The organism is Paenibacillus sp. Y660 (assembly GCF_057221575.1).
In genome coordinates, this window is sequence record NZ_JBXBBJ010000033.1 from 14,649 (window position 1) to 30,777 (window position 16,129).

Below are 16,129 nucleotides of genomic sequence, written 5' to 3' on the forward strand. Positions count from 1 at the left end.
TATTTCACGCAGTTTTTTGCATCCGAAAAAACAAACTTTTTCCGATAAAATATCACCTAATGCCCCTTTTTTGCTCCTGTTTCTGTAATCGTAGGATTGACGCTATAGGTAATCGGAATTCGGCTAAACTCCATGTCCCAATCGTCCTTTACTCTACGCCATTGTTCAGGATGCTCAATGCTCAATCGTTTTCCAAACCCGACAACATCCGTTTTATATTGCTTTTGGATCTTATTTAATCCCAACTGGATAAGTCGCCGCACCTCCTTCTCTGCGGACTTCTCCGCCTTGGAATGACAATGCTGTTGATTTGGCTCCCATCAATACCAGCATAACCCCTCCTGCTAATGCAGGCCTTAGATTATCCAATTCAAATATTTTTAATGACATAAACATTACTAACAAATAGATAACGATCGTAGTGGGTAAAATCAGCTCATGTAAGTAACCTTATGGTCGTATGATTATTCGAAAAAATTAAAAAAAGGAGAAGGGATTTCCCCTTCTCCTTAACTGAGCTATTTTCATTTATAACTAAGCGCTACACCTTTCGGAAGGACGCCTTCAACCTGTCCCCGCACGTAGCTGTCATTCATTTTTTCACCGAAAATCACGATATTTCCGCTATCCTCACGTTTTCGAATCAATCGTCCGATTCCTTGTCTGAGACGCAGCAGCATATAAGGCATATCGACCTGCTCAAATGGCGAAACCGCATCATTTCTCCTTGCTGCAAATAAAGGATCATTTGGAGGAAACGGAAGCTCCCACACGATAACCTGCGAGAGCGATGGCCCTGGAATATCCAAGCCCTCCCATAAGGTTACCGCGCATAATATACTTTCTTCCTCATTTTGGAACTGCTCAATCAAGTAACTGATCTCGCTTGAGCCCTCATACAAGAAAGAATAAGATGCGGCATCAGTATGCTTGTCCGCTTCAGCCTTGAACTGCTCCAATTGCTCCATGGATGGGAATAAAATAAGCGTCCTTCCGCCTGACTGCTTCAGCAGTGTAAAGGCTTCCTCCACTTTATCATTTAACCCCATTAAATTAGTGGATTCGGGAATCGACAATGTCATTTGCTGCTCGTAATCATATGGTGAAGGAACAGAAAATGACAAGGAGCTCTCCATTCCCAAAATGTCCATCATGTAATCAAACGAGCCGTTTACCGACAGCGTCGCTGACGAAAATACGATTGGCATTTTACGAGAGAATACTTGCTCCTTCAGCACTTCCTTCACCCATTTTGGCATAATGACAAGCGAGGTGCCTTCCTTATCCTGGGAGACCCAGCTAATCGGCTTGTCCTCTTTCTTGAATAAGGAAAGCGCAAATTGAATCATCTCCAAATGCTCTTCTACAATTTTCAGTTGGTACGTATCGATCGTATACAAGCCGCTTTCAAATACGAGCTCTTCTTCAATAACCGAGAGCGTATCCTGCAAACGATTGACCTCTCGGATGAGCTCCGGGCTCCAAATGATCTCCTTGCGGCTTGAGGCAGGCACCTTCAGGCTGTGCTTGTCCATCATTTTGAACAAATATTCGCTTTGGGCAATGGCATCCTCAACCGCAACAGCGAGCGATTCGCGAATTTCCTCTTGCAGCAGACGAGTAACAATTCCTTCGAAAACGGCATGATTGAGCTTATAGGTTAATGCTTGCTGTGCAGCCGTTTCCAGCAAATGTCCCTCGTCGAAGACGACCGAGCTGTGCTCTGGCAGCAATGGCAGCTGCCCCTCGCGCTTCCGAGCCTCATATGTCCATACATGCTCCATATAGAAGTCATGCGAGCAAATGATGACATCTGCCGCTTTGCGGTAATGGTCGCGCGACAGTGTTTGTCCGCAGCGATGTCTGACGTCGCACACTAAGCAGTCTTGGAATACATCCCAGCCAAGCTCGTTCCACTGTTCATCGCTGAGGCTTGGATAGTCCTTGCGATTTCCGTAAGGATGGAAGCTCTGCATTGAATCCGGCTTGTTAACGAAGCTTGGCAGGCCGCGATAGATGCTATCGAACAGCTCCGCATCATCCTGTCCGGCTCTCGCATCCTCCAGCTTATTCAAGCAAATATACTGATCCGCTGACTTACCGAGTCTAGCGTCAATGGTTAAGTCCAAGTAGCGCGCAAGCTTCGCAATGTCCCCTTCAGGCTTCACGAGCTGCTCGATTAACGATTCATCCGCACAGGCAATAATGGCTGGCTTTCTCGTATAACGCGCATAACTGATTGCATATAGCAGATATACGAACGTTTTGCCTGTGCCGACTCCTGCTTCCGCAAAAATTGTTTGCTTATCGGCATAAGCGCGTTCTAATTGAAAGGCCATATAAATTTGTTCATCCCTAATTTCAAAGCCGGCCTCCGGCAGCTTCTCATAAAATACATCGGCAATCCAATCGCTTGCCTGCTGGATAAAAGGGTGTTTCGGGTCAAAATCAAACGGATACTTATTCACGGGTAGCTTGCCTCCATATAGTAGGCACAAACGGCTGCGTGCATGCACGCAGCCGACTGTGAAATCTCCTGTACTAATCGCACACTCAAATATAGCACTAGTGACTATGTTTAGTCAAAGGGTATACCGATTCTTTCCTATTCATTCGATCCAACGCACGAGATTAGGATTTTCGTCCAATATCGATTCATACTGCTCCCTCCAGCAATAAATGGCATTCGGATCCAGCAGCTTATAACGCTCATACTTAAACAAGCGATCCTTCTCACGCGCCCAGCCCAAATGCTTAACTCGCAGGCTGTCTCCGGTATGATCCGTGCTCCCATCGTCAATAATGACCGCATGGTCAATATATTGCCGGTGATGCTCAAGTACTTTACGCAAGAAGCGATCACCTTCATTTTTTACAATCATCGATAAAGTGAGCTTAGGACCAGCTTCCGGCACGATAATGGTTGGTCCTGCTAATGTAGCAGCCTCTGCTGCATTTGGAAGAGTAACACCCGTTGACGCCATAAATAAAGCCGCTCGAGGCAGATCGGATTCACGGTACACATGGAAGGCTGGATATCTGGTATCCACATGCAAGCCAATGCCAAGCGCAGCTGCCCTGACGCAAAAATGACGGTCCTCTCCCCATAACAAAAGGAATAATCAACTGTATAAGAGCTCTTCGTCAGCCGCTCCAACGAGTCTAGAAAATAGCGCAATACAGATGGCTTCTGGCGAATGGGACTTCCAATTAATATTCGCTTCAACGGCATGCCTCCTTTATTCCAAGAGAAATACGCATGGAATGTTAATCCATATGAGTCATATGCATCTAATATGCGATCAATCACGAGTTTGTTCAGAACGGAGGTATGGAAGCTATCGCCGCTATCAAGAATTGGGATTTAAAATCACTGCTCTTCGGACTTCTATTTCTATGCTTTGCCGATGCCGCATTTACAGATATCGGTTTGCGGCTACAACTAATAGAGGAGCTTAATCCGCTCGTAGCGCGTCTCTATGAATGGAACACAGCCGGCTATTACGCGACGAAGCTATCGCTTCCGATCATCCTTATTCTCATTTACTATCGCATGAAAAATCGGAGCTGGATTAACCCGCTTATTCTCTTAACGGTTTTCCTTTATTTCATCGTCAATCTCTATCATCTTATCTGGATTTCTTATGTCGCTTAGGGTGCTTGAATGAATCTTCGCCCATGGAAAGATTTTCTTTACCTCGATTTAGGCTGTTGTATAATAGCTAGTATAGGTTTTTAGCAGCAGCTCTCATTTCTATTGGGACATTAAAGGAGTTCAACATGCTCGAAGCAAGAACAAATGCACCCTTCACCCTTATCAAATTTATGTTAAAATGGCTCCTGATCGCAGGCACGGTTGGTGTCCTGTCCGGCTCTGCCGCCGCCTTCTTTCTGGCTAGTCTCGACTGGGTGACCAAGACGCGGATCGATCATCCTTGGCTGCTATGGCTGCTTCCAGCTGGCGGCGCTTTAGTTAGCTATCTCTATCTGAAGCTCGGCAAACAATCGGGAAAAGGCAATCATTTAATTATTGAACAAATTCACTCCGGAGATGGCACAATTCCGTTAAGAATGGCTCCGCTTGTCTTATTTGGAACGCTTACGACTCATTTGCTGGGCGGCTCAGCCGGGCGGGAAGGAACAGCTGTCCAGATGGGCGGAAGCTTATCCGAATGGGTAGGCAAGTTATTTAAGCTGAATCCGCTTGACCGTAAAATCATTCTCATGTGCGGAATCAGCAGCGGCTTTGGCGCGGTTTTTGGAACGCCGCTCGCAGGTACGCTATTCGGGCTAGAGGTGCTCACGATTGGACTTATTAGCTATGAAGCGCTGCTTCCGTGCTTTATTGCCAGCTACGTTGGCCATTTGATTACCACGGCATGGGGAATTAATCATCTTCATTATTCGATGGGTGCCGTTCCGCAGATGGATGGGCTATTGCTTTTCAAAATTGTATTGGCATCCGTCTTGTTTGGTTTGACGGCCCTGTTATTTACGCAGCTTACTCGAAGTCTCAAGCTATTATTAACGAAGTGGTTTAGCAACCCTGTCTTAAGAAGTGCAATCGGCGGTTTCATTGTGATCGCACTTGTATATGCTTTAGGGACTCGCGATTATTTGGGACTTGGCATCCCGCTCATTCAACAAGCCTTTCAAGAAGCGGTTTCGCCCCTTGTTTTCGTTCTTAAGACTCTATTTACAGCCATTACGCTTGGGACAGGCTTCCAGGGCGGCGAAGTGACGCCTCTCTTCGTCATCGGCTCTACGCTGGGCAGTGCGCTCGCCGGCTTGCTTGCAGTGCCGGTCCCGCTACTTGCTGCAATAGGTTTTGTCTCCGTATTTAGCGGCGCTGCCAAAACCCCAATCGCTTGCTTTATTATGGGAATTGAACTTTTCGGCGCCGAAGGTGCTATTTATATGTTCATCGGCTGTGTAATCGCATTTCTCTGCTCTGGTCGGGTCGGCATTTACGAAGCTCAAAAACAGAGGTAAGTTCCCTCACCTACACAAAAATGGCCTGCTCCCTTTATAGGGCGCAGGCCATTCCTTTTGTTTAGAAATAGACAATATAGATAACAGCCGCGAGCACGATTCGATAAATCGCGAAGGGCATCAGCTTGATTTTGTTAATGAGTTTTAAGAAGAAACGAATGGATATAAGCGCGAACACAAATGCGCTGAGGAAGCCTGCAATGAAGAACGGCAGCGACTCTACATTGAAATATTGCCAGTTCTTCGCCAAGGATAGCAAGCTTGCACCCGCCATGATCGGAACAGCCATAATAAACGTGAAATCCGCGGCTGCACGGTGACTCATCCCTAGCAGCACCCCGCCTGAAATCGTTGATCCCGAGCGCGAGAAGCCTGGCCAGAGTGATAAGCATTGAATCAGACCGACCGAAAGAGCTTGCTTGTACGTAATTTGGTCGACCGTTTCCACCTTCGTCTTCGCAGGTCTAAAACGATCCGCAATAATCATGAATATGGCACCGATAACGAGGCCAACCAGCACGGTCCGAGTCGAGAATAAATACTCATCGATGTAGTCATCGAATAGGAGGCCGAACACTCCCGCTGGAATAAGGCCAACGAGGACATGCGTAAGCTTCAGCTTTTTTTGCGGCACAGACGTAGACTGACCTGCTTCTTTGCTGCTGCCTAAACCGAGCAAATCGATGAAACGGTTTCGGAAAATAATGACAACTGCTAGAATCGATCCTAGCTGGATGACGATTTTGAACGTATTCGCTACGTATTTCGTCAAATACTGCTCTGATTGTAGCCACATATCGTCTACAATGACCATATGTCCCGTTGATGATACAGGTGCAAACTCCGTCAAGCCTTCCACAATTCCCAAAATAATCGCTTTTAAGATCGTCAAAAAGTCCATGTGCGCTTGAATCTCCCAACTCTATGAATGATAGAAAAACGATAAAGAACAGAACCTTTCAAATCATAACATATAATGCCCTCTTCCAACAAATCGAGCGGTTGAAAAAATTCCCATTTGTCGCAATTGAAATAAAAAAAGTCGCCGTTCGCTCAGGATTGAGCTGAACGACGACTGTCGTTGACTTATCAGCCAAAACGCTGACGGTACCCGCATTTGCGGCAAAGCTCCTCAACTGCTTCCCTTCTAGAGAAGCCATCATAGAGGTTCGTTGACCGTTCATTTTCAATAATTTCGGAGAAATGAGTATCGTGAATGTTGCCAAGATTGATAACGCCCTCTCCATCCAAGCAGCATGGGATGACAGTACCGTCAATGAGTATACCAGCTTGATTGCGCAGCGCATGGCAGAATCCTTTGCCGTTATACTCAGGCTCCTTCAAATCCGGCCATTTGAACTCAGGATCTTGGTTTAAGTAAATGTGCTCCGCAATTTTTACGCCTGAGCCGGGAATGAACTTCTCCTCTATTTTATAATCAAGATCGAACGCCTTCTCTATCATGCCAAGCAGCTCGCGGTTTTTGTTCTTCTGCTGATTGGTTTCATTATCCATATCCAGATTCCATAGTCGGAATGAAATAATGATATTCGTGCTCGCTACCGCTTCCTTCACGAACGACAAAATTTCCGCAAGATAGTCTTCCTTATTCGTTGATCCCGCATGTCCATCAAAGCTGTGAAGCGAGAAATTGATTTGGCGCAGAGCCGGTTTATTCAGAAGCTTTTCTTTATTTTTCGTAATTAGCGTTCCATTGGACGTTATATTGACTTTAAAGCCCTTCTCATGGCTGATGTCGAGCAGCTCATCCATCTTCGGGTGCAGCATCGGCTCGCCTTTTACATGAAAATAAATATAGTCCGTGTGCGGTTTTATTTGATCGAGCGTTTTCTTGAAGTCCTCCACTTTAATAAACCCCTTCGCTCTCAGCGTAGGAGGACAAAAGCTGCACGATAAATTGCAAATGCTTGTTGTTTCTATATAAAACTTTTTAAACCTTTTCATTCTTCATATACTCCAATCCGTTGACTCAGCTGTTTACATTATATAAGCCCAAAAATCATCCCAATTAATTCTATCGCTATTATACAACGCCAAGCAAGGAAGTGACAAAAGGAATAAACGGCAGCTGCCGCTTATTCCCGTTTCTCTTCGCGCAATGGCTGAATGCCAACCGGGATCGCTTCCGGATCAGACACAATAAAGGAAGCTTGAAAAGTACCCTCGTAGCGGAAAATTTGACCAATTATCGGATTTCGGACATCAACCGTAATCTTGTAGCAGCCTTCATCGTCATCATACCATTCGTTAACCTCGGCGCAGCCGGTCAATCGTTTAGGGAACCGGAACTTCAGCTTCCCCTCGTAGAAGCGCTGCTCGCCAGATCGTATACGAATGCCTCCGTTTGCCGCTGCGGAAATGTCCAAGTCTACCGCCAGATGCTGCTTGTTGCCCAAATAATCTACTATTTGCTCCCGTTCGCTGCTATACACCATCGTAGCATCAAAATATCTAACCGTGCGCGGAAATTTAAATTTACGAATCCAGGTCACCGTCTCGCGTCCAAATCGATCGACATACGCAAAGTTTTCGATTGAAAACGGAATGTCCCTGCCCCCCTGCGGGAACATAATATGACGAAACGTCCCAATAAATAGCGGTAATGCAACGAGCTTGTTGTACCAAATACGCTGCATCACGCCATGACCAATGGATGCGGCCTTATCGTGACTGCAAAATCCAAAACGCTGCTGAATGCGCGGATGAAGCTTTTGAAAGTCGTCACCCAGCGCTTGCTCATAGATCGAACGCATCATCAATTCCCCCTTGCTGACTAAGTTTATTTTGATTGTCGCTTGCACCTGCTTGCTTGCGGCAAATATCGTGTGCTCCACCTCGCAGTTAAGCATAAGCCAATCATCGGAATAGCAAGCGTCAGCGGATTAAATGGCGACATGAGAAGCTGCGGGCTATAAAATAGCGCAGGAAGCGTTAACGTAAGCAGCATCGCAATTAGAGCGATATAGAGTCCCTTTTTCCGATGAAAAAAAGCTGTTATTAAGGCTAATGCCATTTCCCCAATCCCTATAAGATGAACCGTTAATAGCTCTCTCCCCTCAAACCAGCCTAATTGCTGCAGTAGAAAAAGCTCTCCTGCTTGTGGAAATAAAAGCTTAGGCACAATGCCTTCATAGAGCCAGAGCAGCATCATGATCATAACGCTGACATAATGAATCAATGCTCTTTCAGTAATGACAGAAGGCGGAACTTGCTCCTCCAGCCATATGCGAAGTCGATCGAAGCTCCATGCGGTCGCGTAACCGAACAGGGGCCGGAAAATAAAGCGATCCAGCAAACGTCCAGCCCATCCAAAGCGGGTTCGATAATCGAATAGCGTTATAAACGTTACTTTGTCTCCGTTAGCCTTGTATTTCCAGTAGCCGCCGCCGCGGCGAATAAGCGAAATAGGCTGCTCTGATGCAAACGACAAAACGGACATTTGCTCAGTTGTGCGAGCGTCCAGGGTGTTATTCGTTTCGCCCGTACCTTTGATTTTTAATCCAAAACCGATTCTCGTCTCATATAAAAACTTCTGTTTTTCGGTATCAGCTAGCCTTGGCAAATAATGAATTTCTGAAAAACGTAAATCCCATTGCTCATGCAGCTTTGGCGATTGCGTATGCTCCCAAAGCTCGGCTTGTTCCGTACGTATATCAAGCTCGACATATATCGGTTTCGATTTCATCCGGAATTCCCTCCTGCTCAACAGCTTGTATCCCCTGCTCCAAAAAACTTCCGATCAAATCAGGCGTTGGCCGTATACATATGTCAGTCCTTCCAAAACAGCGGTATCGATTATTTGCAACAACATCATAAACTAGATTTCTCCATGCTCGCGGAACAACAATAAATATATAAAATATCCGCCACCATCCTCCCAGCTTGCGAAAAACACGCAATGCCGCATCTGATTTCGTATAATAATGATTTCCTTGGACCATCACGAACGTATTTAAATCTTGCGTTGATAGCTCTCCTTTAATCAGCAGCTGAACCCCGATTGACGATTGCAGCATCGCAAAACGAAAGGCTCTCGCTTTGTCCCTTGCTGCTACAAAGCGTGTGATTCCACTGCATAGCAAGCATTGTCCATCAATCAGCAGCACAGCGGGCTCATCCTTGCGTGATCTAGACCGATCCATTCTTATCGCTTCCTCTCATAACTATTGTAAGCGCATGTGCAGCCTCTCAGGCAGTTCCATCTTTCATAGAACAACAAGCAAAGGGGTACTACATATCGTAGTACCCCTCATCATGTAAGCTATGAACAAAGCGCTATTCCTTATCCTCCCGCTGGAACAGACCTCTTCTTCTAACCTTTTCGATCGCTTCTTTACTGCTGCGAACGCCAAATTTTTTCAGCATCTTGTTCACCTGATTTTTAAGCGTGCTCTCAGCCTTGTACAGCTTCTGCTCGATTTGCGATTGCGTATAGCCGGCTTCGATAAGTTCGAACACCTCGCGTTCTGCGCCTGTCAATTCCTTTAACTGCTCCTCGCGCTTCAGACGTGCCAGCTCCTTCAGCAATGCCTCCATCGGAGCAGGATGATGATAGGCACTGCGAATCGATTGCGGAAGCTCCTGAAAGCGAGATTTCTCTAAATACTGCACAGCCCCTGCTGTAAAAGACTGCGTCATCGATTGTTCGTCATTTAATGACGTTAGCATAATGATTTTGGCTGCTGATAGCTCATGCATCATCATCGCCGTTTGAATGCCGTCCAGCCTGCTGCCCTCCAGCTGAATATCCATCAGAACAACGTCAAATACACTCGTCTGAGCCATACTGAGCGCCTCGCTCGAATTCACAGCCGTACCGACGACAAGCAAATCCGGCTCCCGATTCAAATAGGAGGTGAGCGCTTTAATCCAATCCGCATCATCTTCTACAATCAATACTTTAATATGGCTCAAGGCTATTCCCTCCCCATTCAATCTTTTATAGAAGCTTTTTCCGTGGCCATATAAAAGCAACCTTAGTGCCTTGGCCTTCTCGGCTCATCATTTCGACCTTGGCTCCGCTCTTCTGCATGACGTTATAAACATAAGATAAACCTAGGCCAAAATTTCTTCCGCCCTTCCCGCTGCTGAAGAAAGGATCAAATATTTTCCCAAGCTTATCTTCCGGTATCCCGATGCCGCTATCTTGAACAGACAGCATAACCCCACTCTTATGTGTATCCAGACGTACCGTAATCGCGCCTCCGTTTGGCATGGCTTCACAAGCATTCATTAACACATTTCCTAGCGCTTCGCTAATATGAGTGGGGTCGCACAGAAGTATAGGCCGAAGCTCATGAGTGACGTTGACGGATACGCCATATCTTTTTAATAAACCTTCATTCTGCATAAGACATTGATCGATGAGCCTATCGAGTTGAACCGGTTCTTCCTTTAGAACGATATCCTTCATTTGGCTGTGAATACGGCTCATCATCTCAAACATATGATTGGAAGCATTCGCAATGATTTGTAAATGCTGGCTTGACTGCTCATTCGAATCAGGATATAAGCGCTTAAGGTTTTCGGTGCTGATCGCGATTTTTCCAAGCTCATTTTTTATCGTATGGTTCAGCATCGCAGCACCTGAACTGACGGCTCGCATCGTACCCTCCAGCGGGTCATGCTCAAAGCGCAGCTTGACGCCAAGCACGCCATACATAAACGTGCAGAGCAAAGCCACCGCGAGCGAGTAAATCATAAAAACGGAAATATAATTAAAAAATTCAAATGCAGGAGAAATGACCTTTGCAATATAAATGAAAAAGAGAACGGCAAGCAGCGTCGGGACAATGATAATGGCTGTAATAAATCGACTGCGCTTTAAACGAGCATCCCGCTCTTTCCAAAACGAAGACACTAATAAATAACTAGATATCAAATAGTAAGGCGCGCTCCAAATAAGCAACAAATTGAAAAACCATTGCTTATCAGCGGTTAACCATTCAAGACCAGCCATAATAGCGACTGGCAGAGCCAATAATAATTTAACTTTGCTTCTTGCCCGCTTAGTATTTATGGCTCCTGAATAAATAAGGCTAAAAACAATAACGCCATACGGCGTTAACGTATAATTGAGAAATTGCAAGATCTCAGCTGCTGCAGAGAGCTTGCTATCCATGAATAGATCGGACAAACCACCAATTGAAGCGCTGCACAAGAAAAACGCCGCCCAACGGTTCGATTCGCTGTTCCGGTTGTTAAGGATAACGATAATGGCTGCTGTGAATAAGGCTAAAAAATAAAAGAGCATGCTCAGGCACCGTCTCCCGTCCCGTCATCATTTGGTTAGTCTATCGTATCATATATCGATACAGGTAAGTCCAGCAGTTCCATCATTCGGCATAAAAAAAAATCCCAATCCTATTGCATTCAATGGATTGGGATTTATTAGTTCGGTTAGTAATCAGATTTCGGCTTGCGTGGCTGTGGCTTCGGCTTGTTCTGAACAGCAGGCAAATGACGCATGCTGCGGAGCATCGGGCCCTTACAGATCGGACAAGCTTGCTCGGCATCCGCAAACTCATCCCTTACCCAAGCTTTGCAGTCCTGGTTTTTGCATTTGAAAATCTTGGTTGCTTTTAATTTCGGTTTTTCCTCTTCGCTAGTAGCCACGCCTCTGTATTCCCCTTTTCACTTCTGTACTAATGATATTAATTGTTTATAACGTTAAATAAATAGGAACTACGCACACTGGTTTGGATACAGTAGTGCTGTGGCCAGTATACGTTAACTTCCCATTGTCTTTATCAACCGCAAAGACTGCAATATTGTTCGTGTCCCGGCTTGCAGCAAGCAAATAACGTCCGCTTGGCGTCAATGCAAAATGGCGTGGATGAGCGCCCTCTACCGATTTGTGCTGAACAAGCGATAATAAGCCTGTCTGCTCATCAATCGCGTATACGACAATGCTGTCATGCCCGCGATTAGAACCATACACAAATTTGCCGTCTGCAGATATTGTAATTTCAGCACATGAATTCTCTTCTTTAAAATCTGCTGGCAATGTGCTTACGGTTTCCAATGTCGTTAACGCACCGGTCTCACTATTGAAGATAAACGAAGTTATCGTTGAATCTATCTCGTTAATGACATAGACGTACCTTCCGTTTGGATGGAACGACAAATGCCGAGGGCCAGCGCCAGCATGCAGCGCAACCTCGTTTTGACGCACAAGCTTGCCATTTCCAGCATCTAAAGCGTATGTAACGATGCGATCAAGTCCTAAATCCGATACGAGTAAATATCGGCCATCTGGGCTGTAGAATGAGGAATGAGGATGCGGACGATCCTGGCGATCAGGATGCTGGCTGCTGCCTTCATGCTGCTGAACGTCAAGAACCTCTCCGATACCTCCTTCTTCTGTAATGGAAATGAGACCAATCATTCCGCCATGATAGCTGGTAACCGTCAAAAACCGGCTGTCCGCATCACGCTGAATGTGGCAGGTCGTCGAATCAACCGTTATGGCACGGTTCATAATTTGAATTGAGCCTTTGGCAGCATCAATTGAAAAAGCGGCCGCTTCGCCAACCTTCTGTCCTTCTTGATTCACGGTCTCGGCGATGGCGTACAAAAGCTTGCGATCGGCATCAACATTAAGAAATGTCGGGTTTTTGAGTCCGACGAACTCATCTGTCAACGTTAATGTGCCCGATTCTTCATCGAAATCATACACATAAACGCCGCATTCCTCCGCTTCCGCATATGAGCCTGCGAACACTAGCAGTCGCTCCTGTTCAACTGTCACGAATAATTCCCCCTTAACGTTAGCGTATCAGAGCACGAGTACGAGCGTCTGACTTGTTTACCGTTATCTATTATAAGTCGTGATCGCATTCCAGACAATTAAGTTCTACATTTACGCATTAAGATATGCTTGCAAGTCGTTCCCAGCTGCTGCCAGTCCAGACAACTAGGTCGCCGGGACAAACTTTCTCGGCGACCTTGGCAATTGGAACTTTTATATTTTTCCCGTTAGGATTTTGATGAATCCGGAATACAGTGCCCATCTGTGCAAAGAGCGTCGGCATCCCCGTCATTTACTTGTATAAACGTAGGATGCTTCTCCTTCCATGCTTTGTTTAGCGTATCCAAAAATACCTCAGGCGATTGAGCGCCGGAGACGGCATATTTGCGATCAAAGACATAGAAAGGAACGCCGCGAATGCCAAGCTGGCTGCCTTCGTCTTCTTCACCGCGAACGGCATCTGAGAATTGTTCCGTTTCAAGCATTTGGGCTACTTCGGCAGCATCCAGACCAACTTCAGCGGCAAGCACAGCTAGCCGCTCGCGATTGCCAACATTTTCTCCATCTGTGAAATGGGCTTTGAATAGTCTTTCGGACATTTCTTTATCCTTGCCTTGCTGGGCTGCAAGATGAACGACGCGGTGCGCGTCAAACGTGTTTGTTTCCTTCGTACCTTCAAAATGAAAAGCAAGACCAACGGCTGCTGCCTGCTCCGTTACACCAACCGTCGTTTCTTTTGCCTTCTCGATGCTCATCCCGTATTTGGATGCCAGCATGCTGTATGTGCTAATATTGGAATTAGGATCAGCGCTTGGATCCAGCTCATAGCTGCGAAACACGATCTCGATTTGATCTTTGTGTACGAATTTCTCGAGCGCTTGCTCGAACTTTCTTTTGCCTATATAACAAAACGGACACACATAATCCGACCAAATTTCCACCTTCATCACAGACACCTCCGATAATTTTTCGGAAAAAAAAAATGCTCTATTTCGTATTGTAACATGTTTGGTTACGAGTTTGAAAACTTCTCATTGACAAATATGTAGAACAAACAGAAAAACGATGCTGACGGCAAGGCCAAATTCACTTGCCGATTTGCATCGTTTTCTTCTAAACACCGAAATTTACTTTTATTCTGCGAAAATATGTCGACCAATCTTAATGGTTTGCTTGCGCGACCAGATCCAATCAGATGTTGCAGTATCTGGATTGAAGTAATAGATCGCCCCGTTCGTTGGATCGTAGCCTTTCACCGCATCCTGAGCTGCCTTATAGGATGTCTTGTCCGGCTTAAGCTTATATTGACCATCGTCAACAGCGGTAAAGGCTCTCGGCTGCTCAATAACGCCTTTGACCGAACTAGGGAAGCTGGACGAAGCCATCCGATTCATAACGACGGCACCAACCGCAACCTGACCTTTATAGGATTCGCCGCGGGCTTCGGCATAAATGATTTTTGCCAGCATATCCAGCTCTGCCTTGTTTACCGAAACCTTCTTCAACGTTTCCCAAGTCTTTTTGCCGGCGACGCCGTCCACCCTGATTCCATATGCCTTCTGAAAACGTTTCAGTGACTCCAACGTCGTTTTGCCAAAGTAAGTTGTTACATCCGTGTTAAAATAACCTAATGTCTTTAAACGATATTGCAAATCCGGCACATCTGGACCCGAGCTGCCTATCTTTAGCGTTGCTGGCGAAGCAGCATGAACAGCTTGCACTGGAATGTCAAATGCCATCGTAGAAACAAGAATAAATGCCATAATATATTGGATATATTTTATTTTCATTTTAAGAAATAATCCTCCCTAATCTCATAAAACAAACAAATTTTATGCAAAATATATTTAAATTGTTAACCGGTCGACTGGTTCGTTCGATTTTAGCACAGTTATTTTTGAAATGTAACCGTGAATGAGCAATTACATACATTTACTAATTTACAAATCCAAATCATTTTGAAACAAAAAGTTGATTTTATAAGCAAATTGTAACTAAAATAGTTACATGAATGGAGCATCGTCGCTTATTATTTTTAAGTGAAGCTCGGCAATGACCACTTTCTACTAAAACGATAACCATGAATATCCCTGTTTACGTTGTCCACCCCTGCCTCAATTGTTACAATGAAACTATTCTGTTCCGTGTGAATGCTCGAATTTGTTTACATAATTATTGTTATGTTCATTTAGTGTCGTTAACGGATTTCCCGATTATTAGTGGAGGTGGCTTACTATCAATATTTTAAAGCAAAAGGATCGTGAAGAGCTCGATAAACGGCTCCCTTCCATGCCCTGGTATATTGAAAAATTTATTAATTATAAGCTGCCGGATTTGTCGCCTTCCTCGCTAGTCGAATATATGAGGGATTATGAAACATTTCTGAATTGGTTGATGGCTGAGGGACTGTCCGAAGCGACACGGATTAAAGATGTAGCTTTACTTGAGCTGGAAAAGCTGCATATGGACAGCATTGACGGCTTTCGCATGTACTTATCGACTTACAAGGAGGAGCGCAACAGCAAGACTACAATATCTCGCAAGCTCTCCTCCCTCCGTTCCTTGTTCCATTATTTGAGCCAAATTGCGGAGGATGAGGAGTTTTATCCGCTGCTTAAGCGCAACGTGATGGCGAAGGTAGCGATTAAGCGAACGCATAAGCCCAAGGATACTGCGGCTAAGCTCGAAGGCAAGCTGCTTCAAGAGGAAGAAATATCGGAGTTTATGGCTTATATTAAACAATATTACGGGGTTGATGTCGCCTCTAATAAGCAGGCGCTTTACGCATATGAACTAAACATGACGCGAGATGCGTGCATCATCAGCTTTATTTTGCATTCTGGCCTGCGCGTCTCGGAGCTTGTTAATTTGAACGTAGATGATATTGATCTTAAAAAAAAGCTGTCGTACGTTTATCGCAAAGGTAAAAATGATGATACGTTCAAAACGCCCGTTTATTTCCGTCAAGAAGCAGTGGAGGATTTGCAAGCATATATGACTCTCCGTGAAATGCGCTACAAAGCTCCTAAGCGTGAGAAAGCTTTGTTTCTCGCCATAGCCAATGGCAAGCAAGAAGGCTCGCGCATGACAAAGAGAGCAATTCAAGAAATGGTCATCAAATACGCGAAGCGCTTCGGCAAGCCGTACTTATCCGTTCATAAGCTGAGACATAGCTTCGCTACCGACTACTACCTGCGAAATGACATCTACAAAACCCAAGAGCAGCTTGGGCATGCCTCACCAGAAACGACACAGATCTATGCGCATTTAACCGACAAAACGATGGCACAAGCAATCGATCGCACGAAAAAAGAGGACGAGTCAAGCTAGCGCTTCCTTCACGCGCTCGCTTGCCTGCCCTCTTTT

The 16,129-nt window shown here is 45.4% G+C and carries 18 protein-coding genes; 3 read left to right on the top strand and 15 right to left on the bottom strand.

The genetic code is table 11. The annotated features are described in order from the left end of the window. Positions 1 to 56 precede the first annotated feature (56 nt). The 4 genes from AC2TDN_RS23635 to AC2TDN_RS23650 form a co-directional block, all read right to left on the bottom strand. Positions 57 to 245, bottom strand: coding sequence for a Ger(x)C family spore germination C-terminal domain-containing protein (locus AC2TDN_RS23635; protein ID WP_484690387.1), 189 nt, complete (start codon positions 243 to 245; stop codon positions 57 to 59). Next, complete coding sequence (locus AC2TDN_RS23640; RefSeq protein ID WP_484690413.1) at positions 232 to 435, bottom strand: GerAB/ArcD/ProY family transporter; 204 nt, start codon at positions 433 to 435, stop codon at positions 232 to 234. The genes AC2TDN_RS23635 and AC2TDN_RS23640 overlap by 14 nt, the downstream gene beginning before the upstream one ends. Before the next feature lie 89 nt (positions 436 to 524). Continuing rightward, on the bottom strand, positions 525 to 2,468 hold the full coding sequence (locus AC2TDN_RS23645) for an ATP-dependent DNA helicase (protein ID WP_484690388.1): 1,944 nt from the start codon (positions 2,466 to 2,468) through the stop codon (positions 525 to 527). Between the two features lie 141 nt (positions 2,469 to 2,609). Beyond that, positions 2,610 to 3,113, bottom strand: coding sequence for a hypothetical protein (locus AC2TDN_RS23650; protein WP_482065866.1), 504 nt, complete (start codon positions 3,111 to 3,113; stop codon positions 2,610 to 2,612). 218 nt (positions 3,114 to 3,331) lie between these two features. Between AC2TDN_RS23650 and AC2TDN_RS23655 the strand changes: the two genes are divergently transcribed. Both AC2TDN_RS23655 and AC2TDN_RS23660 read left to right on the top strand, forming a co-directional pair. Continuing rightward, on the top strand, positions 3,332 to 3,655 hold the full coding sequence (locus AC2TDN_RS23655; protein ID WP_484690389.1) for a DUF5658 family protein: 324 nt from the start codon (positions 3,332 to 3,334) through the stop codon (positions 3,653 to 3,655). Between the two features lie 125 nt (positions 3,656 to 3,780). Beyond that, positions 3,781 to 4,992 (top strand): voltage-gated chloride channel family protein, encoded by a 1,212-nt coding sequence (locus AC2TDN_RS23660; RefSeq protein WP_484690390.1) that lies wholly within the window; start codon positions 3,781 to 3,783, stop codon positions 4,990 to 4,992. 61 nt (positions 4,993 to 5,053) lie between these two features. On the opposite strand, the gene AC2TDN_RS23665 is transcribed toward AC2TDN_RS23660, so the two are convergent. The 11 genes from AC2TDN_RS23665 to sleB form a co-directional block, all read right to left on the bottom strand. Next, positions 5,054 to 5,893, bottom strand: coding sequence for an undecaprenyl-diphosphate phosphatase (locus AC2TDN_RS23665; RefSeq protein WP_484690391.1), 840 nt, complete (start codon positions 5,891 to 5,893; stop codon positions 5,054 to 5,056). Between the two features lie 188 nt (positions 5,894 to 6,081). After that, the gene (locus tag AC2TDN_RS23670) at positions 6,082 to 6,957 is read right to left on the bottom strand and encodes a radical SAM/SPASM domain-containing protein (protein ID WP_484690392.1); all 876 of its coding nucleotides are present in this window, start codon (positions 6,955 to 6,957) and stop codon (positions 6,082 to 6,084) included. A 131-nt stretch (positions 6,958 to 7,088) separates the two neighbouring features. Then, a complete protein-coding gene (locus tag AC2TDN_RS23675) occupies positions 7,089 to 7,766 on the bottom strand; it encodes a DUF4166 domain-containing protein (RefSeq protein ID WP_484690414.1) in 678 nt (225 codons plus the stop codon). Between the two features lie 26 nt (positions 7,767 to 7,792). Beyond that, positions 7,793 to 8,698: a DoxX-like family protein gene (locus tag AC2TDN_RS23680; protein ID WP_484690393.1), complete on the bottom strand. Its 906-nt coding sequence runs from the start codon at positions 8,696 to 8,698 to the stop codon at positions 7,793 to 7,795. Continuing rightward, entirely contained in the window at positions 8,667 to 9,155 is a 489-nt protein-coding gene (locus tag AC2TDN_RS23685; protein ID WP_484690394.1) for a thiol-disulfide oxidoreductase DCC family protein, read from the bottom strand. Before AC2TDN_RS23685 ends, AC2TDN_RS23680 begins: the two co-directional genes overlap by 32 nt. Before the next feature lie 133 nt (positions 9,156 to 9,288). Further along, positions 9,289 to 9,927 carry a response regulator transcription factor gene (locus AC2TDN_RS23690; protein WP_484690395.1) on the bottom strand — a complete coding sequence of 213 codons (639 nt, stop codon included), beginning with the start codon at positions 9,925 to 9,927 and terminating at the stop codon, positions 9,289 to 9,291. 25 nt (positions 9,928 to 9,952) lie between these two features. Further along, on the bottom strand, positions 9,953 to 11,266 hold the full coding sequence (locus AC2TDN_RS23695; protein ID WP_484690396.1) for a sensor histidine kinase: 1,314 nt from the start codon (positions 11,264 to 11,266) through the stop codon (positions 9,953 to 9,955). A gap of 146 nt (positions 11,267 to 11,412) precedes the next feature. Continuing rightward, on the bottom strand, positions 11,413 to 11,628 hold the full coding sequence (locus AC2TDN_RS23700) for a cold-inducible protein YdjO-related protein (RefSeq protein WP_482065857.1): 216 nt from the start codon (positions 11,626 to 11,628) through the stop codon (positions 11,413 to 11,415). Between the two features lie 46 nt (positions 11,629 to 11,674). After that, positions 11,675 to 12,763, bottom strand: coding sequence for a lactonase family protein (locus AC2TDN_RS23705; protein ID WP_484690397.1), 1,089 nt, complete (start codon positions 12,761 to 12,763; stop codon positions 11,675 to 11,677). Between the two features lie 227 nt (positions 12,764 to 12,990). Further along, positions 12,991 to 13,710 (bottom strand): DsbA family oxidoreductase, encoded by a 720-nt coding sequence (locus AC2TDN_RS23710; RefSeq protein ID WP_484690398.1) that lies wholly within the window; start codon positions 13,708 to 13,710, stop codon positions 12,991 to 12,993. 186 nt (positions 13,711 to 13,896) lie between these two features. Further along, entirely contained in the window at positions 13,897 to 14,553 is a 657-nt protein-coding gene (sleB, locus tag AC2TDN_RS23715) for a spore cortex-lytic enzyme (RefSeq protein ID WP_484690399.1), read from the bottom strand. A gap of 445 nt (positions 14,554 to 14,998) precedes the next feature. On the opposite strand from sleB, the gene xerS reads away from it, so the two are divergent. Further along, positions 14,999 to 16,093, top strand: coding sequence for a tyrosine recombinase XerS (gene xerS, locus AC2TDN_RS23720; RefSeq protein WP_484690415.1), 1,095 nt, complete (start codon positions 14,999 to 15,001; stop codon positions 16,091 to 16,093). Positions 16,094 to 16,129: the final 36 nt, after the last annotated feature.